Annotated in this window: 22 protein-coding genes; 8 read left to right on the top strand and 14 right to left on the bottom strand. The window is 66.4% G+C overall.

The window, feature by feature from the left end; all coding sequences use genetic code 11:
• Window positions 1-4 precede the first annotated feature (4 nt).
• The 7 genes from ACTPOI_RS06665 to ACTPOI_RS06635 all read left to right on the top strand — a co-directional run bounded on the left by ACTPOI_RS06665 (window position 5) and on the right by ACTPOI_RS06635 (window position 8,295).
• Complete coding sequence (locus ACTPOI_RS06665; protein WP_440107616.1) at window positions 5-895, top strand: ABC transporter permease; 891 nt, start codon at window positions 5-7, stop codon at window positions 893-895.
• 34 nt (window positions 896-929) lie between these two features.
• Window positions 930-1,967, top strand: coding sequence for an ABC transporter ATP-binding protein (locus tag ACTPOI_RS06660; RefSeq protein WP_440107614.1), 1,038 nt, complete (start codon window positions 930-932; stop codon window positions 1,965-1,967).
• Window positions 1,964-2,839 carry an ATP-binding cassette domain-containing protein gene (locus tag ACTPOI_RS06655; protein WP_440107612.1) on the top strand — a complete coding sequence of 292 codons (876 nt, stop codon included), beginning with the start codon at window positions 1,964-1,966 and terminating at the stop codon, window positions 2,837-2,839. The genes ACTPOI_RS06660 and ACTPOI_RS06655 overlap by 4 nt, the downstream gene beginning before the upstream one ends.
• A gap of 107 nt (window positions 2,840-2,946) precedes the next feature.
• A complete protein-coding gene (locus tag ACTPOI_RS06650) occupies window positions 2,947-4,434 on the top strand; it encodes an ABC transporter substrate-binding protein (RefSeq protein ID WP_440107610.1) in 1,488 nt (495 codons plus the stop codon).
• 140 nt (window positions 4,435-4,574) lie between these two features.
• Window positions 4,575-5,978, top strand: a complete 1,404-nt coding sequence (locus ACTPOI_RS06645) for an amidase (RefSeq protein ID WP_440107608.1) — start codon at window positions 4,575-4,577, stop codon at window positions 5,976-5,978.
• 222 nt (window positions 5,979-6,200) lie between these two features.
• Window positions 6,201-6,809: a hypothetical protein gene (locus tag ACTPOI_RS06640; protein WP_440107606.1), complete on the top strand. Its 609-nt coding sequence runs from the start codon at window positions 6,201-6,203 to the stop codon at window positions 6,807-6,809.
• Window positions 6,810-6,954: 145 nt separating this feature from the next.
• Window positions 6,955-8,295, top strand: coding sequence for a tetratricopeptide repeat protein (locus tag ACTPOI_RS06635; RefSeq protein ID WP_440107604.1), 1,341 nt, complete (start codon window positions 6,955-6,957; stop codon window positions 8,293-8,295).
• Window positions 8,296-8,345: 50 nt separating this feature from the next.
• Here the strand turns inward: ACTPOI_RS06635 and ACTPOI_RS06630 are convergent, their stop codons facing one another.
• The 9 genes from ACTPOI_RS06630 to ACTPOI_RS06590 form a co-directional block, all read right to left on the bottom strand.
• Window positions 8,346-9,017: a histidine phosphatase family protein gene (locus ACTPOI_RS06630; protein WP_440107601.1), complete on the bottom strand. Its 672-nt coding sequence runs from the start codon at window positions 9,015-9,017 to the stop codon at window positions 8,346-8,348.
• A gap of 129 nt (window positions 9,018-9,146) precedes the next feature.
• Window positions 9,147-9,431 (bottom strand): hypothetical protein, encoded by a 285-nt coding sequence (locus ACTPOI_RS06625; protein ID WP_440107599.1) that lies wholly within the window; start codon window positions 9,429-9,431, stop codon window positions 9,147-9,149.
• Window positions 9,432-9,435: 4 nt separating this feature from the next.
• Window positions 9,436-10,908, bottom strand: a complete 1,473-nt coding sequence (locus ACTPOI_RS06620) for a YdgA family protein (RefSeq protein WP_440107597.1) — start codon at window positions 10,906-10,908, stop codon at window positions 9,436-9,438.
• Between the two features lie 251 nt (window positions 10,909-11,159).
• Window positions 11,160-12,011 (bottom strand): DUF429 domain-containing protein, encoded by an 852-nt coding sequence (locus ACTPOI_RS06615; RefSeq protein WP_440107595.1) that lies wholly within the window; start codon window positions 12,009-12,011, stop codon window positions 11,160-11,162.
• Window positions 12,012-12,036: 25 nt separating this feature from the next.
• Entirely contained in the window at window positions 12,037-12,918 is an 882-nt protein-coding gene (locus ACTPOI_RS06610) for an EamA family transporter (protein ID WP_440107593.1), read from the bottom strand.
• Between the two features lie 206 nt (window positions 12,919-13,124).
• Window positions 13,125-13,547 carry a BLUF domain-containing protein gene (locus tag ACTPOI_RS06605; RefSeq protein WP_440107591.1) on the bottom strand — a complete coding sequence of 141 codons (423 nt, stop codon included), beginning with the start codon at window positions 13,545-13,547 and terminating at the stop codon, window positions 13,125-13,127.
• A 1-nt stretch (window position 13,548) separates the two neighbouring features.
• Window positions 13,549-14,277: a GTP cyclohydrolase I gene (gene folE / locus ACTPOI_RS06600; RefSeq protein WP_440107589.1), complete on the bottom strand. Its 729-nt coding sequence runs from the start codon at window positions 14,275-14,277 to the stop codon at window positions 13,549-13,551.
• 184 nt (window positions 14,278-14,461) lie between these two features.
• The gene (gene clsB, locus ACTPOI_RS06595) at window positions 14,462-15,706 is read right to left on the bottom strand and encodes a cardiolipin synthase ClsB (RefSeq protein ID WP_440107587.1); all 1,245 of its coding nucleotides are present in this window, start codon (window positions 15,704-15,706) and stop codon (window positions 14,462-14,464) included.
• A 79-nt stretch (window positions 15,707-15,785) separates the two neighbouring features.
• Entirely contained in the window at window positions 15,786-16,523 is a 738-nt protein-coding gene (locus ACTPOI_RS06590; protein WP_440107585.1) for an endonuclease/exonuclease/phosphatase family protein, read from the bottom strand.
• 124 nt (window positions 16,524-16,647) lie between these two features.
• Here ACTPOI_RS06590 and ACTPOI_RS06585 point away from each other — a divergent pair, with 124 nt between their 5' ends.
• Window positions 16,648-18,432 carry a tetratricopeptide repeat protein gene (locus tag ACTPOI_RS06585; protein WP_440107583.1) on the top strand — a complete coding sequence of 595 codons (1,785 nt, stop codon included), beginning with the start codon at window positions 16,648-16,650 and terminating at the stop codon, window positions 18,430-18,432.
• 156 nt (window positions 18,433-18,588) lie between these two features.
• On the opposite strand, the gene nudB is transcribed toward ACTPOI_RS06585, so the two are convergent.
• The 5 genes from nudB to ACTPOI_RS06560 form a co-directional block, all read right to left on the bottom strand.
• On the bottom strand, window positions 18,589-19,110 hold the full coding sequence (nudB, locus tag ACTPOI_RS06580) for a dihydroneopterin triphosphate diphosphatase (RefSeq protein ID WP_440107581.1): 522 nt from the start codon (window positions 19,108-19,110) through the stop codon (window positions 18,589-18,591).
• A 63-nt stretch (window positions 19,111-19,173) separates the two neighbouring features.
• Complete coding sequence (locus ACTPOI_RS06575; protein ID WP_440107579.1) at window positions 19,174-20,037, bottom strand: CsgG/HfaB family protein; 864 nt, start codon at window positions 20,035-20,037, stop codon at window positions 19,174-19,176.
• 159 nt (window positions 20,038-20,196) lie between these two features.
• Entirely contained in the window at window positions 20,197-22,014 is a 1,818-nt protein-coding gene (gene aspS / locus ACTPOI_RS06570; protein WP_440107577.1) for an aspartate--tRNA ligase, read from the bottom strand.
• A 48-nt stretch (window positions 22,015-22,062) separates the two neighbouring features.
• On the bottom strand, window positions 22,063-22,683 hold the full coding sequence (locus ACTPOI_RS06565; protein ID WP_440107575.1) for a DUF502 domain-containing protein: 621 nt from the start codon (window positions 22,681-22,683) through the stop codon (window positions 22,063-22,065).
• Window positions 22,684-22,693: 10 nt separating this feature from the next.
• Complete coding sequence (locus ACTPOI_RS06560) at window positions 22,694-23,032, bottom strand: FmdB family zinc ribbon protein (protein ID WP_440107573.1); 339 nt, start codon at window positions 23,030-23,032, stop codon at window positions 22,694-22,696.
• Window positions 23,033-23,052 lie beyond the last annotated feature (20 nt).

The following is a 23,052-nucleotide window of genomic DNA, read 5'->3' as shown; positions in this document are numbered from 1 at the left end:
TTCCATGAGCACCCTGCCCTCTTCTACCGCCACAGCGGCATCGTCCGCCAGCACCACCAGCCCCGGCTGGCTGCGGCGCGCGGCCCGGCACCGCAGCTTTGTGATCGGCGCGGTGCTGTCGCTGCTGCTGATCCTGGCAGCGGTGCTGTCACTGGTCTGGACGCCCTGGTCGCCCTACGAGATGGACCTGGCCGCCAAGCTGCAGCCGCCCAGCGCCCGAAACTGGCTGGGCACCGACCCCTTCGGGCGTGATGTGGCGTCGCTGCTGCTGGTAGGAGCCCGCAACTCGATCCTGGTGGGCGTGATCGCGGTGGGCATTGGCCTGACCATTGGCACGGCACTGGGGCTGCTGGCGGCAGCCAAGCGCGGCTGGGTCGAAGAGCTCATCATGCGGCTGGCTGACTTCACGTTTGCCTTCCCGGCCATCCTCTCGGCCATCATGCTCACGGCGGTGTTTGGCGCGGGCATCGTCAATTCGATCATCGCGATCGGCATCTTCAACATCCCCACGTTTGCACGCGTCACCCGGGCCTCGGCCAACGCGGTGTGGTCGCGTGAGTACATCCTGGCATCGCGGGCCTGCGGCAAGGGCAGCTGGCGCATCACCATCGAGCACGTGTTGCCCAACATCCTGTCGGTGCTCATCGTCCAGGCCACCATCCAGTTCGCCATCGCCATCCTGGCCGAGGCCGCCCTGTCGTACCTGGGCCTGGGCACGCAGCCGCCACAGCCCTCGTGGGGCCGCATGCTGAGCGAGGCGCAGACGCTGATGTTCCAGGCACCGCTGCTGGCCGTGTGGCCCGGCGTGGCGATTGCGCTGGCCGTGCTGGGGCTGAACCTGCTGGGCGATGGCCTGCGCGATTTGCTCGACCCCCGCCTTTCACGCAAGCGCTGACAGCCCCCGCCAGGATGACCACCAGATCCCCACGATGTCCCTCTTAGAAGTCTCCAATCTCCGCATCACCCTGCAGACCCACCGGGGCCCGGCCGATGCCGTGCGCGGCGTGAGCTTTTCGCTGGCGCGCGGCGAGACGCTGGGGCTGATCGGCGAGTCGGGCTGCGGCAAGTCGATCACGGCCATGTCGCTGATGGGCCTGCTGCCCGAGAGCGCACAGGTCAGCGGCAGCATCCGCTTTGACGGCCAGGAGGTGGTGGGCCTGCCCGATGCGCAGCTGTGCCGCATCCGGGGCAACCGCATCGGCATGGTGTTCCAGGAGCCCATGACGGCCCTGAACCCCGTGCACACCATTGGCCAGCAGGTGGCCGAGCCTTTGCGGCTGCACCGCGGCATGGGCGCGGCAGCGGCCCGGGCGGAGGCCATTGCACTGCTCGACCGCGTCGGCATCCCCAGCGCTGCGCAGCGCTTTGATGCCTACCCGCACCAGTTCTCGGGCGGGCAGCGCCAGCGCATCACCATTGCCATGGCGCTGGCCTGCGGGCCCGATCTGCTGATTGCCGACGAGCCCACCACGGCGCTAGACGTGACCATCCAGCAGCAGATCCTGGACCTCATCAGCGACCTGGTGGCCGAGCGCAACATGGCGCTGATCCTGATCTCGCACGACCTGGGCGTGATCTCGCAGAACGTGGACCGCATGATGGTCATGTACGGCGGCAGCGTGGTCGAAAGCGGCTCCACCGCCTCGGTCTTCTCGGCCATGGCACACCCCTATACACGCGGCCTGTTTGCGGCGCGCCCGCAGCTGGGCGCGGTACACACTCCGGGCCAGCGGCCGCGCCTGTCCACCATTGCGGGCACCGTGCCCGAGCTGGTGGACCTGCCCGCCGGCTGCCCCTTTGCCGGGCGCTGCAGCTACACGGCCGACGCCTGCCACCACGAGCGCCCCGAGGCCACGCTGGTCGCATCCGATGCCGACGGCGACCATGTGGTGCGCTGCCTGCGCCGCGAAGCCATTGACGAAGCCATGGCAGCCACAGCAGCCGCTGCAGTGGAGATCGCGGCATGAACAAATCGAATCCCCCGGACACGACGATGCCGCTGCTGCAGGTGGCCGACCTGGTGCGCGAATACACACTGCCGCGAGAACACCTGTTTCGCCCGCCGGGCAAGGTCCATGCGCTCAATGGCGTGAGTTTTTCCGTGTCTGCCGGCCGCAGCATTGGCGTGGTGGGCGAATCGGGCTCGGGCAAGTCCACCCTGGCGCGGCTGGTGATGGCGCTGGACGCGCCCACAGCGGGCACGGTGCACCTGCTGGGCCGCAACCTGCACGCCTTGCCACCCGCCGAGCTGCGCCACGCGCGGCGCGATTTCCAGATGGTGTTCCAGGACCCGTATGGTTCGCTGGACCCGCGCCAGACGGTCGAGCGCATCGTGACCGAGCCCCTGCAGGCGCAGGGCGAGGCCAGCCGCGCCGCCCAGCACGAACAGGCGGCGCAGGTGCTGGCGCAGGTCGGCCTGCGCACCACCGACCTGGGCAAATACCCCCACGAATTCTCGGGCGGCCAGCGCCAGCGCATCGCCATTGCGCGCGCGCTCATCACGCGTCCCCGGCTCATCGTGGCGGATGAGCCCGTGAGCGCGCTGGACGTATCGGTGCAGGCACAGGTGCTCAACCTCATGCAGGACCTGCAGCAGCAATTCGGCATCACCTACATGCTCATCAGCCACGACCTTGCGGTGGTCAACCACCTGTGCGATGAGGTGGTGGTGCTGTACCAGGGCCGCATCGTCGAGCGCGGCTCGCCGGCAGAGCTGTTTCGCAATGCGCAGCATCCCTACACCCGAACCCTGGTGGCAGCAGTGCCGCAGGTGCAGCCGGGGCGCGCGCGGGCACGTCGCGCAGCGGTCGCCGCTGCAGCGGCTGCAAAAAACGCGTAACCCAATGCGCGCGCGATGGTGTACAAAGCTTTTGCGCGCCCGGTAGCCATTGCGCCGGGGCCTTGTCTGGTTTTTGTTGTCTGGTTTTTTGTCTGGAGAGTCCGTACATGCTGAACCGCCGCACCGTCCTTGCCACTGGCGCCATCGCCGTGCCCCTGTCCACCCCGCTTGGCGCCCTGGCGCAGGGCCGCAAAGATGCGGTCACGCTGGCGATGACGCTGGAACCCCCGGGCCTGGACCCGACCGCAGGCGCGGCCTCGGCCATTGCCGAGATCGTCCAGTACAACATCTTCGAGACGCTGACCAAGATCAACGCCGACGGCACCGTGGCACCTCTGCTGGCCGAAAGCTGGGAAGTCTCGCCCGACCTCAAGACCTACACCTTCAAGCTGCGCCGCGGCGTGAAGTTCCAGAACGGCGAGCCCTTCAATGCCAACACCGTCAAGTTCGCGTTTGACCGTGCCGGTGGCGAAAAGAGCACCAACAAGGACAAGCGCACCTTTGCCGGCCTGACCACCCAGGTGGTGGACGACTACACCGTGGTGCTGCTCAACAAGGAGATCGACCCCGACCTGCTGTTCGTGCTGGGCCAGGCCACGTCGATCATTGTCGAACCCAAGAGCGTGGATACCAACGCCACCAAGCCAGTGGGCACCGGTCCCTACCAGCTGCAGGCCTGGAACAAGGGTTCGTCGGTGGTGCTGACGGCGTGGGACGGCTACCGCGATGCCAAGGCCATCAAGATCAAGCGCGCCACCTTCCGCTTCATTGCCGACCCTGCGGCCCAGGTCGCGGCCCTGCTGGCAGGCGACGTGGATGCATTCCCCCGCGTCACGCCGCGCAGCGTGGCCCAGTTCAAGGCCAACCCCAAGTTCCAGGTGGTGGTGAGCGGCTCGCGCGCCAAGACCATCCTGGCCATGAACAACGCCAAGAAGCCCCTGGACGACGTGCGCGTGCGCCGCGCCATTGCGGCCGCCATCGACCGCAAGGCCGTGATCGAAGGCGCGGGCGACGGCTACGGCGCCCCCATCGGCAGCCACTACGTGCCCGGCGCGTTCGGCTACGTGGACACCACGGGCATCAACCCGTTCGACATCGAAAAGTCCAAGCGGCTGCTGGCCGAAGCCGGCATCAAGACCCCGCTGGAACTCACGCTGACGCTGCCCCCGCCACCGTACGCCCGCCAGGGCGGCGAAGTGATTGCGGCGCAGCTGGCCAAGGTCGGCATCATCGCCAAGATCCAGAACGTGGAATGGGCGCAGTGGCTGTCAGGCACGTACGGCAACAAGAACTACGACCTGACCATCATCAGCCACGTAGAGCCGTTTGACCTGGGCAACTTTGCCAAGCCCGACTACTACTGGGGCTACAACTCGCCCAAGTTCAACGACCTGTTCAACCAGATCAAGAACTCGGCCCGCCCCGCCGACCGCGCGCGGCTGCTGGGCGAGGCCCAGCGCCTGCTGGCCAACGAGTCCGTGCATGGCTTCCTGTACTCCAACCAATGGATCACGGTGGCCAACAAGAACCTCAAGGGCCTGTGGAAAGACATGCCCGTGTTCGTGAACGACATCTCGGCACTCTCCTGGACGTGACGTCCCCCGCGGGCTGCGCCGACGCGTTCGGTGCAGCCCGAGCAGCCTCCTGTACACCCCGGCAGGACGCTATCAATGTGATAGCTACAGGTGCAATTAAAACGTGCACTTGCGGCCTTTTTAACCATAAATCTGCCTCAATGACCGCCCTGCACGACCTGCCCGCCCACGCACTGCTGGCCGCCTACCGCCAGCGCACCCTGTCCCCGGTGGAGGTCACGCAGGCCGTGCTGGCCCACATGGAGCGGTGGGAGCCGCATATCCGCGCCACCTACCTGCTGCGCCCCGAGACGGCACTGGCGCAGGCCCGCGCCTCCGAGGCGCGCTGGCTGCGCGGCGAACCCCAGGGCCTGCTGGACGGCGTGCCCGTCACCATCAAGGACAACATTGCCACCGCGGGCGACCCCACGCCGCTGGGCACGGCCGCTGTCGAGCTGGTGCCCGCAGCGGCCGACGCGCCACCGGCTGCCCGCATGCGCGAGACAGGCGCTGTCATGGTCGCCAAGACCACCATGCCCGACTACGGCATGCTGTCGTCCGGGCTGTCCACCTTCCACCCCTTGTCGCGCAATCCGTGGGATGTGACCAAAGGCCCCGGCGGCTCCAGCGCGGGCGGCGGCGCGGCGGCGGCGGCCGGTTATGGCCCGCTGCACATCGGCACCGACATTGGCGGATCGCTGCGCCTGCCGGCCAGTTGGTGCGGCATCTTCAGCCTGAAACCCAGCCTCGGCCGCATCCCCATCGACCCGCCCTACACCGGCCGCGCCGCGGGCCCCATGACGCGTACGGTGGCCGACGCCGCGCTGATGATGGAGGTGCTGAGCCAGCCCGACGCGCGCGACAGCATGAGCCTGCCGGCGCAGGACATCGCCTGGGGCGAATTTGACCGGGGCGTGGAACGGCTGCGCGGCCTGCGCATCGGCCTGCTGATGGAAGCCGGTTGCGGACTACCGGTGGACCCCGAGGTGAAGGCCGCCATCGAGCAGGCCGCGCGGCTGATCGAAAGCGCGGGCGCCACCGTCATTCCCATGCAGCCTTTCATGACCCAGACCATGCTCGACGGCATGGACCATTTCTGGCGCATGCGCTCGCACATTGATCTGCAGGCCCTGCCCGCTGAGCGGCGCGACAAGGTGCTGCCCTACATCCGCACCTGGGCCGACAGCGCCGCAGGAATGAGCGGCACCGAGGTTTTCATCGCCAGCCACCAGTTCCACCTGACCCGCGTGGCCACGGTCAAGGCGTGCAGCGCGTTCGACTACGTGATCTCGCCCGTGGCGCCCAACGTGGCCTTCCAGGCCGAGCTGCCCTCGCCCACCAATGACCCGCTGCGCCCTCTGGAACACATCGGCTTCACCGTGCCGTTCAACATGTCCGAACAGCCCGCCGCGTCGGTCAACTGTGGCTACACCGCCAGCGGCCTGCCCATCGGCCTGCAGATCGCCGGTGCGCGCTTTGACGACCTGGGCGTGCTGCAGGTGTCGCGCGCGTTCGAGCTGATCCGCGGGGCCCAGCAGCCCTGGCCACAACCCCCAGCCGCCTAGGGATGTCCGGCATAACTCCCTGCGGTCTGTGGCAGCACGGTCTCGGGCAGTCCGCTGCGTTGCTTTTTTTGCCAATAGCCCGGCTATTGGCTGCAAAAAGACGCCTTGCGGCCCCTCCCGATCCGCACTACCACCGACTCGCGAGGGTTATGCCGGACATCCCTAGGTCTGCCGCGCCTTTTGCCACAATGGCGCTTTACCCACCACAACGCGGCGCAGCGCATGGACATCCTCATCATGGCGATCCTCATCGCCACCGGCACCTACATGCTCAATGCCAAAGAGCAGCGCAGGCGCATCGCCTTGCTCGGCAGCCATCTGTCCAACTTCCAGATCGAAAAGCTCATGGAGGCGCTGACCGATGGCTACCTGCGCGCGCTGGGTGAACCTACCGACGAGCGCCGCACCCAGATCTGGAATCTGCTGAGCACCACCGAATCGCAGCTGAGCGAGCAGCTCACCCGGCTGGCAGCGGATTTTTCGAAAGTGAACGAGGAGCAGGCCCGCGTGAGCCGCCTGGGCATCGCGCTGCCGTTTGCCGAAAAAGCGTTACCCAGCTTTACGTTTGATATGCGCCGCGCGCTGGCCATCCACGCCCAGGGCGTTGCCAACGTGGTGCAGAACACCGGCCACCTCTCCCCCAAGGACCGCGCCTACATGATGACGGCCGAGCTTTTTCTGATGCAACACACCTGCCACTGGTACTGCAAGTCCAAGACCATTGCCACCGCCCGCATGCTGGCGCGTCACAAGACGCCGCATGAGCAGCTGGTGGCATCGGTATCGCCCGCCACGCGCAAGGCGTACCTGGCACTCATTCAGGGCGGCTGATGCCGGCTCGCTTTCGCAGTCACAAGCCGCTCGCGCAGAACTTGTCGATGCGCTGTGCGATGCTTTTCCAGGCCTGGCCCAAACAGTGCGGACCGGTACAACGCGACTCCATCCAAGTGCTGCCCTGACGCCCACTATTGCGCCCATGCCACTGCGCCCACCGACCGACAGCCTCGGCAACCCCGTCACCCTGCACGACAGCGCCAGCCTGCCCGCTCTGAACGACTTCGTCGAAGGCTTTATCGCCTGCGAAGCCCGCGCCGTGAACGTGCTGCTGCACGCGGCAGAAGACCCCAGCGCGCTGGTGCAGGCCTATTGCGCAGCGCTGCACATGTTTGCCGAATCGGCCCAAGGCCCTGCCAACGCTCGCCCGTTCATCGACCGCGCGCTGGCGAATGCCCCGCACGCCACCAACCGCGAACAGCGCTTTGTGGCTGCCGTGGCGGCCTGGGTAAATGGTGACCTGCCCCGCGCGATGGCCCTGCATGAAGAACAGGCCCGGCTGCACCCGCGCGACCTGGCTTCGCTCAAGCTCGGCCAGTACCACCTGTTCAACCGCGGAAACTCGCCCGGCATGCTGCGCATTGCGCTGCAGGCCGCGCCAGCCGCTGCCGACGTGCCCTACCTGCACGGCATGCTAGCCTTTGGCTGGGAGCAATGCCACCGCCTGCCCGAGGCCGAGGCCGCCGCCCGCCAGGCCATTGCCCTGTGCCGCAAAGAGCCCTGGGCCCACCACGCACTGGCGCATGTGATGCTGACGCAGGGCCGCATCTGCGAGGGCACCGATTTCATGGCCAGCGTGAGCGACACCTGGACCGGCCTGAACTCGTTCATGGTCACGCACAACTGGTGGCACCAGGCGCTGTTCCTGCTGGAGCAGGACCGCCACGCGGAGGTGCTGGCGCTCTACGACAGCCAGGTCTGGGGTGTGGTCAAGGAATACACCCAGGACCAGATCGGCGCGGTGTCACTGCTGGCCCGGCTGGAGCTGGCGGGTGTCGATGTGGGCGCTGCGCGCTGGGCCGACGTGGCAGACCACCTGGCCCCGCGCCAGGCCGACCATGTGCTGCCCTTCCTGGACCTGCAGTACCTGTACGGCCTGGCGCGCGCCGGGCGCCTGGACGCCGCACGCACGCTGAGAAACAACATCGAAGCCCACGCGGCCAGCCGCACCGAGGCGCATGAGCGCACGGTGTGGCAGCAGGTGTGCGTACCTGCCGCCCACGGCCTGCTGGCGCACGCCCAGGGCGACTGGCCAACAGCGGCTGAGAAACTGGGCACAGCACTTCCACGGCTGGTGGAGATCGGCGGCAGCCATGCGCAACGGGATTTGTTCCAGCAGATCTGGCTGGATGCACTGCAGCGCAACGGCCAGTGGGCGGCGGTGCAGAATCTGCTGCAGCCGCAGGTGAATGCGCAGCCGGAATCGGTGCGGCTGGCGCGACAGTTGGGGGTAGTGAACGCCGCGCTGGGCTTGCCTGCGTAGAACGGCCTCACACGCACATCGCAACGGCGTGGCTGGAAAGGCCGTGCGCCTCAGCGCACCAGCAGCTTCTTCTGGTCGTACACCGGCTGTGCAGGCAGGTCGGCCAGGTGCCGCACATCGGCCCAATCCAGCACTTCCACTGCATCGCCATTGACCCGCACGCGGTTGAAACCGGCATTGGGGATATCGCTCTGACGCGGGCCGTCGAGGCCCGTACCGCGGGCGGTGCGCCAGATCATGTCGAGCACGCCGCCGTGGGTGACGACCATCACCGTCTGGCCTGTGTACTGCACGGCGATGCGGCGCACGGCATCCATCACGCGGGTGTGGAACTGGCGCGTGGTTTCGCCGCCGGGCATGCCGTAGTCGGCCTCAAAGCGCAGCCACTGCTCCCACGCGTCGGCGTGCTGTTCCTTGATGTCATCCACCCGCATGCCGTCCACCACGCCAAAGCTCTGCTCGCGCAGGTTGCTGTCGGTCAGGGTGTCGATGGTGGCCTGCGGGAACAGCACTTCCAGGCTGGGCTGCGCCGTCTGGCGGGTGCGCACCAGGTCGCTGCAGACCAGGTGGTGGACCGTGGGCCGGTCTGCCGCCAGGCGCTCGGCCAGGCGGCGGGCCTGTTCATGGCCGGTGGCGTTCAAAGGCACATCGACATGGCCCTGGAACCGCAGCTCCCGGTTCCAGTCGGTTTCGCCATGGCGGATGAGGATGAGTTCGGTCATCCCGCCATTATCGAATGCATACACATTATTGCAAGCAAAATCTGCTCAAAGCGCTTGTTCCATAAGCCTGTGCAGCTATCTTTTTGATATCACAAGACGGCCGTGGCGCGGCCCTCACCCACCTGCAAATCAGCGCATCGGTACGACCAGAACCTTGCGCCGGGGCTGGCACCCCGGGCCCTCGTACGGCGCGCTGTCGCGCTCCCAGCCCGGGCCGGGAGACACCTGTGCGCACACCCGTGCACCATCGACCGTGCTGCGCCAGTAGTACCAGGGGGCAGGCGCTGCAGACACCGCGAAGGCCAGGCTCCAGCCCGCCAGGGCGATCGCGGTAGCGGCCACCCTGCTACCCCCGCGGCGTGGCGCGGGCCCTGTGATGGCGGGCGGCAAGCGCAGCCGTTGCATGACGGTCATTGCATCACTTGCGGCCAAAGGGCAGGTCGGCGGCCTTGCCGTTGAGCACCACCCTGCCGTCTTCCATGCGTACCGCGCTGGTCAGGTGGGAGGCTTCCTGCTGGATGTAGCCCTGCGCCTCGGCCATGCCAACGAGGGCGTCGATCTCTTCGGGCTTGGGGGCCTGCTGGCCTGCGGCCTGGGCCAGGCGCGGCAGCCAGGCCTTGGGCAGGCGCATGCTGGCGTGCACCGCGCTGCTCTTGAGCAGCGCCGGGGCCCAGGCTCCTTCGGCGATCTGCGCTGCATCGGGCACGCGCTTGAGCTCGACCCCGTACTCCAGCTCGCCCTGCTCGCCATCCACCTTGGCCGACAGCTTCATGGCATAGGCGGGCAAGGCCGCCACGAACTTGGGTACAGCGTCCATCAACGAGGCGATCCAGGGTGCTTCCACCGCCGCCACTGCGGTGGACGGGTCGGTCTTGTAGGCGTCGAGCAGTGCCTTTTGCACCAGCTTCACGGCTTCGACGTCGATGCGGCTCACGGTTTCGTTCAGCTCCAGCGATTCCAGCGCCACAGGGCCGACGCTGCCCTTGCCCTGCATGGCGGTCACCCAGCCCAGGTGTGCGCCGTTGCGTGCGATGGTGACGCCGTATGACAGGTCCCGCAGGGCCACCATAGGCTCGGGCGCAGCAGGTGCCACACCCGGTGCTGCACCGGCTGCCCGGGTGATCGCCAGCTTGCCGATGGTGCCCTTGCCACTGCCGGGTGCCAGCAGCCACAGCCCGTCTTCCAGCTGCAGGTTGAATTCGCCCTTCATGCCCTGCAGCGCAACGGCAAGGCGCTGTGTCGGCGCGGTTGCCACTGCAGGCGCATCGTCGTCTTCACCCTTGTCTGCCACGTCCATCGTGAACTCGGGCCAGTCAAAGTCACCGCTCACACGGCTGACGCCAGCATTCACCTTCATCCGGTAGGCCAGCGATTGCCAGCGCACCATTTCTTCACCGTCGCCGACCTCGCCAGCGGGCAATGCCAGTACGAAGTCGTGGCTGCCGGTGAGGTGGCGCACCGTGGTCAGGGTGGGCGCAGTGACCTTGGCAAACGTTTTGCGCACAGGGTCGTCGGCGCCCTCTACGCCGACGAGGCGCGTTTCGACGACGGCGGCCGCAACGCGCCAGCCCGCCAGCGGGCCATGGCGTACGGTGTTCTCGACCGTGAAGCGGATGGCCGGCGGCGCAGCCGCGGTAGCCGCGCCACCGCCCGCATCCGGTTCATCTTCAGAGGCTGGCGGCGTCCACTGCAGCACCAGCTGGCCCTTCGATGACCAGAAGCCTTTGGTGTAACGCTGCGACACCAGAACCTCCGGGCCGAGCAGCTTGGCCATGTCGTTCATGGCCTCCTGGTAACTGCTGTGCGCGCGCTCGCCCATGTACCAGGTCGCCGCACCATACCCGCCGACCAGCACCACCGCTGCGGTGCCCCACACTGTCTTTTTATTCATTGCTGCCTGTCGTTATTGCGCTTCACCCTCCCTCCCACGGAAGAGCGCTGCGAGGATAGCCGCGGGCCCGTGTTTTGGCGTCCCGACGGGCACCCATGTTTCTCTCTGTTGCACTTTGATCAGATCAGACGGCCGGCACGCATGCCGCGGGATGTATCGGTAACGCCGTTGGTGCTTCAGCGCAAAAGGGATGCGCCCATGCGAGCACACGCAGCATTGCAGGGCAGACGCGGCCCTCCCCAGCGATAGCTTCAAGCGCTGACGATCCAGCCTTCCAGCGGGTCCAGCGTCGCAGGCAGGCCGTAAAGAACATGCGCGCGGTCCGCATGCTGCTGCTGGCCCCACGCGGCCTGCAGCAGGCACAACACGGCATCCAGCGTATCGCCGCTCGCGTCATCGACCAGCGCATCGCGCTGCGCGTGGCTGAGCTTGAGGCGCAAGCCCAGCCGCGTGCTGCCCAGCTCCAGCGCATTCACCAGGTCCTTGCGGGCGATGAGCCGGTCGGGCGTCTGCTTGGCGGCGGCGTCGCTCTTGTAGCTGCGCCGCGCCAGCACTTCGCGCGCCAGCAGACCAGGGTAGGCCTCCAGCGCTACGCGGCGCACGTCGCCCGCATGCAGGCCGGGGATGTGCACCCCGGCATCCAGCAGCAGGGGCAGGCCCGCGTGCAGCATGTAGGCCACGGGCGGGTTCACCCATTTCATCGAGGGGCTGGAGCCCGCAGGGCCATCGGTGGCCCGGTGGGCAAACTTACCTCCTGCAGGGCGCGCATCGCAAAAAGCTGCGAACTGGTCGCGGATCTGCGCGCGGCTCAGGCTGCGGTAGTGCTGCATGCAGGCCAGCCACTCGGTGGGCCAGCCCAGTGTCTGGACCAGCTCGCGCGGCAGGCCAAAGGGCAGGTCGAACCCGCCCACCCAGTCGCCCGGCTGCGCCAGCCATTGGCCGAAGGCTGCCAGCGTCTCCAGCCGCACCAGCGCCGTCAGCTGTACGCGCGCTCCGCGCCGCTCGCCCAGCGCCAGCACGATGGGCTTGCGGCGGGTGGGGCTGCTGGAAAAATCGCAGCCGATGAGGGCTGCGAGCGGCGATGAAGACGATGTGCTGACCATGGCCGCGATGTTGCCCGTGATTCGTTCAGCCCAGTGCCAGCGCGGTCACCCCGGCGGCAATGCACACAGCCCCCAGGATGCGCGCCACCCGGTCGCCCTCGCCCAGCAGGTGCCCGCCGATGAGCGCGGCAAACAGCATCGACACCTCGCGCGCCGGTGCCACATGCGACAGCGGCGCCTGCTGCATGGCGTACAGCACCAGCACATACGCTACGGGGCTGACCACCGCCACCAGCAGCGCAAAACGCCACTGGGCCAGCCACAGCGTGCGGGCGGTGGGCAGGTCGCGCAGCACTACGGGCGCGAGCAGCGCCACGCGCACGAAGTTGCCCATGTAGTCGACGAGGATGGGCGACATCAAGAGGAACTTGACCGCGTAGCCATCCACCACCGTGTAGCTGGCAATGAAGGCGCCGGTCAGCAGGCCATACGCAATCCCTTTGTGCACCCGCTGGCGCGCGGCCGGATCGTGCGCCACCCGCAGCAGGCCGGGACCACCCGCGATGAGGAACACGCCGCCCACCACGCCCACAATGCCCAAAGCCCCCAGCGCCGAGATCTGCTCGCCCAGCAGCGTGATGGCCACCAGCGACGACAGCAGCGGCCCCGAGCCCCGCGCCAGCGGGTACACCACCGTGAGGTCGGCCACACGGTAGCCCCTCAGCAGGATCACGAAGTACGCCACATGCAGCAGCCCGCTGGCCACCACAAAGCCCCACTCCACCGCACCCCACAGCGGCACGGCGTCGCGCCCCAGCCACCAGCCCAGCGGCGCCCAGAACAGCATCATCAGCACCGAGGTGAAGAACGCAAACCGCGCATCGCCACCCGCCTTCTTGGCGGCAATGTTCCAGCAGGCATGGATGAGCCCGGCCAGGATGATGAGGGCGAAGGCGGTGGAGGTCACTGGCTAAAAAGACGAGTGGCTGGAATGCAAAAAGCCGCAGCGCCTGAGCGCTGCGGCTGGGATGACGTCGCAAGGATAACGACGAAAAGTGGGTCGATTTGCGTAGCGAGCGGCCTCAGCCTGGGTTGAGGAACGCAGCCGCACTCCCGTGCGGCGAGTCCCGCAGGCCCGGGATCAGGCCGCGCAGTAGCAAAGCGCCCCGCTTTTCAGGCTCGGCCGATGATGGAGGCAGTGGCCATCAACTCTTCAAGCAGCGCAAACGACACCTTGCCAGACACCGAATACGGGTCCAGCTCGGGCCGCTCGGAATACTTGAGCAAGATCGAATGGTTGATCTTGGACAGGTTGACCTGGCCCATCGTCCAGCCGGCAAAGCGGCGCTCGGAAATTTCTTCGTAATTCAGCAGTTCCACGTCCTTGTGGCGCTTGTCCTGCTGGATGTGGCCATAGAGCTCGCTCACGGCCGAGCGACCGCCTTCAATGGCTTGCAGGAACACGCCGCCGCCGTAGCACAGCACGCCGGTGATGCCGCTGCTGGGGTTGTGCTGGCGCGACTGGGACAGGATGGCTTCGATCGCATCGGGCGATGTGTCCACCGCGCGGCTGGCGTAAAGCAGGCGTACGAGCATGTCAGTTCTTTCGGGGAATGAGGGACAAAAATTCACGGCGCAGGGCGCTGTCCTTGAGGAACACGCCGCGCATCACGGAGTTGATCATCTTGCTGTCCATGTCGCGCACACCGCGCCAGGACATGCAGAAGTGGCTGGCCTCCATCACGATGGCGAGGCCGTCGGGCTGGGTCTTTTCCATGATGAGGTCGGCCAGCTGCACCACGGCTTCTTCCTGGATCTGGGGGCGGCCCATGATCCAGTCGACCAGGCGCGCATATTTCGACAGGCCGATCACGTTGGTGTGCTCGTTGGGCATCACGCCGATCCAGATCTTGCCGATGACGGGGCAGAAATGGTGGCTGCACGCGCTGCGCACAGTGAGCGGGCCCACGATCATGAGCTCGTTGAGGTGCTCGGCGTTCGGGAATTCGGTAATCGGCGGCTGCTCGACGTACCGGCCCTTGAAGACCTCATTGAGGTACATCTTGGCCACACGGCGCGCGGTGTTGTTGGTGTTGTGGTCGCCCTGGGTGTTGATGACCAGGCTGTCGAGCACGCCCTGCATCTTCGATTCGACTTCATCGAGCAGTTTCTCGAGCTCGCCGGGCTGGATGAACTCGGAGATGTTGTCGTTGGCGTGGAATCGTTTGCGCGCCGCGGCAAGGCGCTCGCGGATCTTGACGGAGACGGGTGTGCCTTCGTCATCCATGGGGGTGGGCATCATGTTGGCGGCGTTAGAACTGGTCATGAGAACAATCGTAACAGTGAATCGTCAACCCTGAATTACAAAGGATTTTGGCCTCCAGCGCTTGATTCATATGCCCCTGCAGCTATGTTTTTTATAGCAATAGAAACTGTGTCACTCGCAAAAGCGCGAGGGCATGGGCCGATACAGCCAGATACGCCCCGCACCGGCGCAGCGTGGCTTCGGCTTAGTAGCGCCGCCCGGCGGCCCAGAGGGCCAGCCGCATCAGCCCGAAGGCCACCCAGTCGAGCGCGCGCTGGCGCAGCGGGCGGCCTGCGTAGCGGGCCGGGTCCATGCGGTGGCCCGCATGCTGCATGGCGTGCACCAGGCGCTGGCGCAGGTCTGCTGCAAACGCGGAGTCTTCCACCACGACGTTGGCCTCGCGGGCGAGCAGCATGCTCAGCGGATCGAGGTTGGACGAACCCACCGTGGCCCAGGGGCGGTCGCCCAGCGCGTCGATCACCGCCACCTTGGCATGCAGGAAGCTCGGGGCGTACTCATGGATCTCGACCCCGGCATCGAGCAGCGCGCCGTACACGGGCCGGGCCGCGTGGTACTGCATGAAATATTCATACCGGCCCTGCAGCAGCAGGCGCACCCGCACCCCGCGCCGCGCCGCCAGCACCAGCGCACGGCGTAGGCGACCGCCGGGTAAAAAGTACGCATTGGCGATGATGACCTCGTGCTGCGCCGTGCCGATGGCGCGCAGGTAGGCCTTTTCGATGCGGCTGCGGTTGTGCACGTTGTCGCGCAGCACCAGCGCCGCGCGCACGGGCGACGACGAGGCCTCGTCGGCCTGCCGGGCCGCATGCTTGGCAGCAGCGGCCGCGCGCAACGAGCCCAGCGCGGCGGGCAGGCGGCGCTGGCGAGCCTCGCGCACGGCCTGCATGCGCCACCACAGCTGCTCCATGGTGTCGCTGGCAGTCTGCACCAGGCTGCCCGTGGCCTGCACTGCAAAGTCAAACCGCGGGGCCTCCAGCGCGCCGTGGTTCGGGTCATGAAAGTCGTCCAGCACATTGATGCCGCCGCAAAACAGCAGGCAGTTGTCGACCACGCACAGCTTGCGGTGCAGGCGGCGCCAGCGGTAGGGCAGCAGCAGGCCCAGCCGGCCCGGTGGCGAGTACACCCGGTAGTGCACGCCCGCGGCCGCAAACGCATCGGCCCACAGCGGGGGCAGCGCCCCGGTGCCCACGCCATCGACGATGAGATGCACGCGCACGCCCCGCTGCGCTGCACGCATGAGGGCCCGAGCCACGGCGGCGCCGCTGCCGGTGAAATCAAAGATATAGGTCTCGAACTGGATGTCTGACAGGGCCGCATCCATGGCGGTGATCAGGGCCGGGAACAGCTCCTCGGTACCCTGCAACAGGCGCACCTGGTGGTCCGCCACCAGCCCCGCGCCGGGCTGCCCGTCACGCGACCGGCGTCTCACGCTGCTGCTCCGCTGCTGCCCAGGCGGCACAGGCCGTGGTCCACGGAAGCACCCATCACCCCAGGCGGTACCGACAGCATCACAGCCTGAACTCGGCAATCAGCGGCAGGTGGTCGGACATGCGCCACCAGATACGGCCGCGCGGCACATCCAGCGACAGCGGGGTGAGGCCCCGAACATAGACATGGTCCAGCTGCGCCAGCGGCAGTCGCGCCGGAAACGTGAACGCGCGCGGCGCATCAAACTCGTACAGCCCTAGGCCGCCCAGCATCTTGCGCAGCTGCTGCCCCCAGTCATTGAAGTCGCCCGCCACGATCAGCGGCGCTGCGGGCGGCACCTCGCGGTCGATGAAGCGCTGCAGACGCTCCACCTGCCGGACGCGGCTGCCGGGGATCAGCCCCAGATGCACCACGATGACGTGGATGCTCCGCCCGTGGACGTCCACCTCCACATGCAGCAAGCCCCGCTGTTCAAAACGATGGTCGGAAATATCCTCGTGCTGGTGCCCGATCACAGGCCAGCGCGACAGCAGGGCATTGCCGTGTTCGCCGTGCTTGGTGATGGCGTTGGTCCGGTATACCGCCTCGTAGCCCTCGGGGGCCAGGTACTCGGCCTGGGGCAGCTCGGGCCATCGCTGGAAGTACAGCTGCTCGCGCCGGTGCAGCTTTCGCACCTCCTGCAGGCACACGATGTCGGCATCGAGCTGCTCCACGGCCAGGCCCAGGTTATGGATCTCCAGCCGCCGCACGGGCCCCAGCCCCTGCACGCCTTTGTGGATGTTGTAGGTAGCCACCCGCAAGATGTCGTCGTTCTGCATGGGCGAATTGTGTCGCATGCGCCCCACGCAGCAGGGGCAAACCCCTCGCCGAAAGCCGTACCGCCGCCGCTACACTGACGGGCTTGAATCCTGGCACGCTCACCCAGCGCGCATGCCCACCCCCATGGCCACAGAGAAAGCCACCGCCGCTGCACAACCGATGCAGGCCCTGATCGTCGACAGCAATGCGACGTCACGCAGCATTCTGGTCGGCCAGTTGCGCGAGTACGGTGTCAGCCGCATCGTCCAGTGCAGCCGGGTGCAGGATGCGCGCAGCCGGCTGGAACACACGGTGTTCGACTATGTACTGTGCGAGCAGTACTTTGGCGAAGGCGGGTACTCCGGCCAGACGCTGCTGGATGACCTGCGACGCGCGCAGCTGCTGCCGTTTTCCACCGTGTTCTTCATGGTCACCGCCGAGGCCTCGTATGCCGCGGTGGCGGAAGCCGCCGAATCCGCGCTCGATGGCTATCTGCTCAAGCCGTTCACGCCCAGCGCACTGTTCGAGCGACTGAGCCTGGCGCGTTTGCGCAAGATTCACCTCAAGCCCATCTTCGACGCCATTGAAGCGGAAGAATTTGAACGGGCCTCGGCCCTGTGCGTGGAGCGCTTTGAAACCCGCCAGCCCTACTGGCTGTATGCCGCCCGCATCGGCTCGGAACTGCTGTTGCGGCTGGGCCGGCACGATGAGGCCCGCAAGCTGTTTGAAGCCGTGATTGCAGCGCGCGCCCTGCCCTGGGCCAAGCTAGGCGTGGCGCGCGCCCAGATCGAATCCGGTCAGGCCGCCCGAGCGGTGACCACTTTGCAGGGCCTGATTGGCGAGGATGCGTCGTTTGCCGACGCCTACGACGTGCTCGGGAGGGCGCAGGTGGAACTGGGTAACTTCGCGCAAGCCATCGAGACGTATCGCACCGCGAGCAGCCTCACGCCGGACTCGGTGGTCCGGCTGCAAAAGCTGGGGATGATGTCGTACTACATGGGCGACCGCGCGAACGCCACCAAGGTGCTGTCGCGCGCCGTGATCCTGGGCATTGACTCCAAGCTGTTCGACTTCCAGTCGCTGGTGCTGCTCACGTTTGCGTACTTTGCCGAGAACGATCGCAAGGGCATCGAGCGGTGCATGGCCGACTTTGCCCGCATCATGGAACGCCACCACTCCAGCGCGCGGGTGCAGCGCTTTGCCACGGTGGCCAACACACTGCAGCTGATACAGCAACGGCAGTTTTCACAGGCCGTGGAGGCCGTGCGCAACATGGCGCGCGAGATCGGCGCAGCGAGCTTTGACTTCGAGGCCGCGTGTAATCTCGCCAGCCTGCTGGCCGTGCTGGCGGTCACGTCGATCGACCTGTCGGAAGGCGATACCTGGATGCGAGCGCTCGGCATGCGCTATGCCAACACCCGCGGGCTGACCGAACTGCTTGCCAATGCCTGCAACGGGCACCCGCCCTACAGCGACATCGTGCGCGAGTCGCTGCTGCACATCAACAAGTCGGCCGAGCTGGCCATGGCCAAGAGCCTTGCGGGCGACCCTGCCGGCGCCGTGGAGCAGCTGCTGCGCGAGGCCGACACAACGCTGAACTCCAAGCTGGTGGACATGTCCCAGCAGGTGCTGCTGCGGCAGCGCGCCCGGATTCTCACAGCCGACACCCTGCAGGAAACGATTGACGCCCTGCGTCAACGCATGGGCACCGCGCCCACCCGCGCCATCCTCGGACAGGACAGCGATCGCACACCGGGCGGCGTGGCGCTGCGCGTGCGCACCGCCACCGACGACGCCCCCAGGCTCGCGTCGTCTGCCGCCGTCAACGCGGAAGACGGTAGCGACCTGGACGGCGTGATAGACGATGTGATCGACGCTACCGAAGAAAAAGATCCGGCAGCCTTCCTGAGATTGCGCCCACTTCCCTGACCGAAGGCCACCTGCCCTGCAGGCGCGCCGATACGACAACGCGCTGCGCGTTGCATGCATGCCAAAAGAAAGGAACGGCAGGGTGATTCTTGCGCTGCATGCGTGATGGACGCCGGGGCGCGTGGCGCTTTCCCGAAGACAGGCGCAGCAGGGGCGCTACCGAGCGTATCCCTGTGCTGCACTACGGTAGCGCGGCAACAGGAGGCAGGCCTCAGCGTTGGAAGCTGAAAAGCACCGGTCTGCGGCCTGCTGCCACGGCAGCCAGCAAAAGTCATCATGTTCGCGTGGGTTGAGTACCACGCGTATTCCGGGCGGCACACACAGGCCGAACACCCGTTCACGGTTGCGCACCACGCCGGGCGCATAGCGGTGCAGCCACTGGGGCCAGATGTCGTAGTGGTTCTCCAGGAACCAGTCGGTCAGCACGCAGCCCGACCCGTGTGCGTCGATGCCCGTTTCTTCGGCCACCTCGCGTGCAGCCGTCACCTCGAAGGGCTCGTCCGCGTGATCCTTGCTGCCGGTCACCGATTGCCAGTGCCCGTCACCGCCCGTTCGGCGGATCAGCAACACATCCAGGGCCGCAGTGTGGATGACGACCAGCGCAGATTCGGGCAGCTTGAACGGGCGGCCGTCCGGGCCACCGTCTGCCGCATGAGGTACCGGGGCGGGTGGTGTCATACGGCTATTCTGCGTGCAGAGCGAAGGGAGCGAACGGCGCAAACAGCAGCGTGAGCGCCTCGCTCAGGTGCCGCTGCCCACCCCGGGCTTGGGCGATGCCGACGCTGGCGTTGTACCGGTGGATGGCACGGGCGGCGGCAGCTCCTTGGCCTGCAGCGCACGGGCCTGCACCACCAGCTGGTTGTGCGCATCCAGGAATGCCGCGGCGATCACCTTGCCCTCGTTCGTATTGCTCCAGCCCGCGCCCGCAGCGCCACCCAGCTTTCCGAACACCAGCCCGCCCACACCCAGGTCGGTGGTGCGCGCCGAGCCCGTAGCCGCGGCCACCTGCTCGGTCGTCTCGTTGTCGGAAAGCAGCAGCGCGGTCTGCGCCTCCTTGAACTTCACCTGCTCCACCAGGCCTGCCAGCCCGGCGATATCGCGCAGCACGGGAATCATCGCGATCACGCCCGCCAGCCCGCGCCCGGCATCCTGCTCGCTGAAAGTCAGGCTTGGCGTCAGCGTGTACTGGGCCTCGTAGCCGCGGCCCTTTTGCACGGTGGACTTTTCCTTGCGCAGTACGCCCGCCTCCTTGAGCTCCTGCTCGCGCACCGTACCTTGCAGGCCTGCTGCGCGGTCCACCACCCGAAAGCAGCCACTTTGCTGCGCCAGCAGCTTGACCAGCGGGACCGGCGACGCAGGCAGGTTGTACCCGCTGCCCATCGCATAGCCGTGGGGGTTCTCGGCCAGCGCCAGCGTGGCTACCGGGGCCTCGCAGCGCACCAGCTCACGTGCGCCGTTTTGCGCGCCCTGCGGGCCAGCAGAGCCCGTGACAACCGAACCGCCCTGCCCCAGCTCGGTCTTCTTTTCGCCGCAGCCAGAGACCGCCAGCAGCGTCACCACCAGGACTGCAGCCCCGGCCACGCGAAAACTCGACAGGTTCTGCATCAACAGCACTCCCTTGCGTACCGCTCACGGCGCCATGCGCGGGAACGGCCATTGAAAAAGGCGGCGCGGACACCCAGAGCCTGTTCTGGAGACCGGGCCGCCTGGGGCGAACAGGGGCGTGGCGGGGGCAGGCAGGCGCCCGCCGCGGCCACAAGTGGATCAGCCCGCGGCCTTCACGCCATCGGGGTTGCGCAGGCGGATGTGCAGCTCGCGCAGCTGCTTTTCGTCCACGGGGCTCGGCGCCTGGGTCAACAAATCCTGCGCGCGCTGTGTCTTGGGGAAGGCAATCACGTCGCGGATCGACTCGGCACCGGTCATGAGCGTGATCAGGCGATCGAGACCAAACGCCAGACCACCGTGCGGGGGCGCGCCGTACTGCAGGGCATCCAGCAGGTAACCGAACTTGGCCTTGGCGTCCTCGGGGTTGATCTTGAGCGCGGTGAAAACCTTGCTTTGCACGTCTGCACGGTGGATACGCACGGAGCCACCGCCCAGCTCCCAGCCGTTGAGCACCATGTCGTAGGCCTTGGCAAGGCACTTGCCCGGATCGGTGTCCATCAGGTCCTCATGACCATCCTTGGGGCTGGTGAAGGGGTGGTGCACGGCGGTCCAGCGGTCTTCTTCCTCGTCGTGCTCGAACATGGGGAAGTCCACCACCCACAGCGGCGCCCAGCGGTTTTCAAACAGGCCGTTCTTCTTGCCGAATTCGCTATGGCCGATCTTGAGGCGCAGCGCGCCAATGGCGTCGTTGACGATCTTTTCCTTGTCGGCACCAAAGAACAGCAGGTCACCATCCTGCGCACCCGAGCGCTTGAGCACTTCGGCCAACGCAGCGTCGTGAATGTTCTTGACGATGGGCGACTGCAAGCCATCACGGCCCTTGGCCAGTTCGTTGACGCGGATGTAGGCCAGGCCCTTGGCACCGTATATCTTGACGAACTCGGTATAGGCATCGATCTCGCCGCGGCTGATGCCGCCGCCCTCGACCGAGCCACCTGGCACGCGCAGGGCCACCACGCGGCCGCCCTTCATGTTGGCAGCGCCCGAGAACACCTTGAAATCCACGTCCTTCATCACGTCGGTCAGCTCGGTGAATTCAAGCTTCACACGCAGATCGGGCTTGTCGGAGCCGAAGCGGTGCGCGGCTTCCTGGTACGTCATGATCGGGAATTCGCCCAGATCCACGCCCAGCTGGGTCTGGAACACCTCAGCGATCATGCGCTGGAAAATGGCCCGGATTTCCTCTTCGCCCAGGAACGAGGTTTCGCAATCGATCTGGGTGAACTCGGGCTGGCGGTCGGCACGCAGGTCTTCGTCGCGGAAGCACTTGGTGATCTGGTAGTAGCGGTCGTAGCCCGCCACCATCAGCATCTGCTTGTACAGCTGGGGCGACTGGGGCAGCGCGAAGAAATGGCCGTCGTGCACGCGGCTGGGCACGAGGTAATCACGTGCGCCTTCGGGCGTGCTCTTTCCCAGCATGGGGGTTTCGATATCGATGAAGCCTTCCTTGTCCAGGAAGTTGCGCACCTGGATCGACGTCTTGTAGCGCAGCATCATGTTGCGCTGCATGTGCGGGCGGCGCAGGTCCATCACGCGGTGCGTGAGGCGCGTGGTTTCCGACAGGTTCTCGTCGTCCATCTGGAACGGAGGCGTGACCGACGGGTTGAGCACGTTCAGCTCGTGGCACAGGACTTCGATCTTGCCGCTCTTGAGGTTGTCGTTGGTCGTGCCGTCGGGGCGTGCGCGCACCAGGCCCTTGACTTGCACGCAGAACTCGTTGCGCACGTCTTCGGCCACCTTGAACATCTCGGCACGGTCAGGGTCGCACACCACTTGCACGTAGCCTTCGCGGTCGCGCAGGTCGATGAAGATCACGCCGCCGTGGTCGCGGCGACGGTTCACCCAGCCCGACAGGGTTACGGTTTGGCCCAGAAGGGCTTCGGTCACAAGACCGCAGTAGTGGGAACGCATGGCCATGGAAAGTTTCCGGCGCCGCTGTGGCGCGTTAGGGGAAGCAGAAAAGTTTTACTTGGGAGACACGAGGGCGGGGTCGGCAGGAGCCACCACACCCATGGAGACGATGTACTTGAGCGCAGAGTCCACGGTCATGTCGAGCTCGACACAGTCGCTTTTGCGCACCATCACGAAATAGCCACCGGTGGGGTTGGGCGTGGTGGGCACGTACACGCTGACGAACTCGTCACGCAGGTAGGCAGCCACTTCGCCGCTTGGGGCGCCGGTCACAAAAGCAACCGTCCAGACCCCCTCGCGTGGCCACTGCACCAGCACGGCCTTGCGAAACGCGTTGCCGCTTTCCGAAAAGAGGGTGTCCGACACCTGCTTGACGCTGGAATAGATCGAGCGCACCACCGGGATGCGGTGCACGACCGCATCGCCCCACTGCACGAGTTTGCGGCCCGCAAAGTTGCTGGCGACCGCGCCCACCACCAGGAGGATCACGAGGGTGAGCACGACCCCGAAGCCCGGCACGTGAAAACCGATGAGGCGGTCAGGGTGCCAGGCCAGCGGAAGGATCTGCAGGGTCTGGTCGAGGGTGGTGACGATCCAGTTGAGCACCCAGGCCGTAATGACGCCGGGCACGATCACCAGAAGGCCGGTCAACAGCCATTTGCGCAAGGCGGACATGGAAACGGCTTCAGGTTGTCGTGGTGGTGGAAGAAGTGCCGCCAGCGCTTGCTGCGCTTGCGCTGGGCGCTTCTTTTTTAGGTGCATCTGCAGTGCTTGCAGCTGCACCGGAGTCGGGCTTGGCATCCGCTTTCGCGTCGGTAGCCGGGGCCGCTGTGCCACCGCTTCCGCCGCGGAAATCCGTCACATACCAGCCTGAGCCCTTGAGCTGGAAGCCGGCCGCAGTGACCTGCTTGGAGAAAGCCTCGGCACCGCAGGCAGGGCATACGGTGAGCTGGGGATCGGAGATTTTTTGCAGCACATCCTTGGCATGGCCGCAGGAGCCGCATTTGTAGGCGTAAATAGGCATGTCAGCGTATGGAGGGAAAG

It is taken from the genome of Acidovorax sp. BL-A-41-H1 (assembly GCF_051942715.1).
The sequence above is the reverse complement of the archived record's forward strand: the minus strand, read 5'-3'. Positions and strand labels throughout refer to the sequence as shown.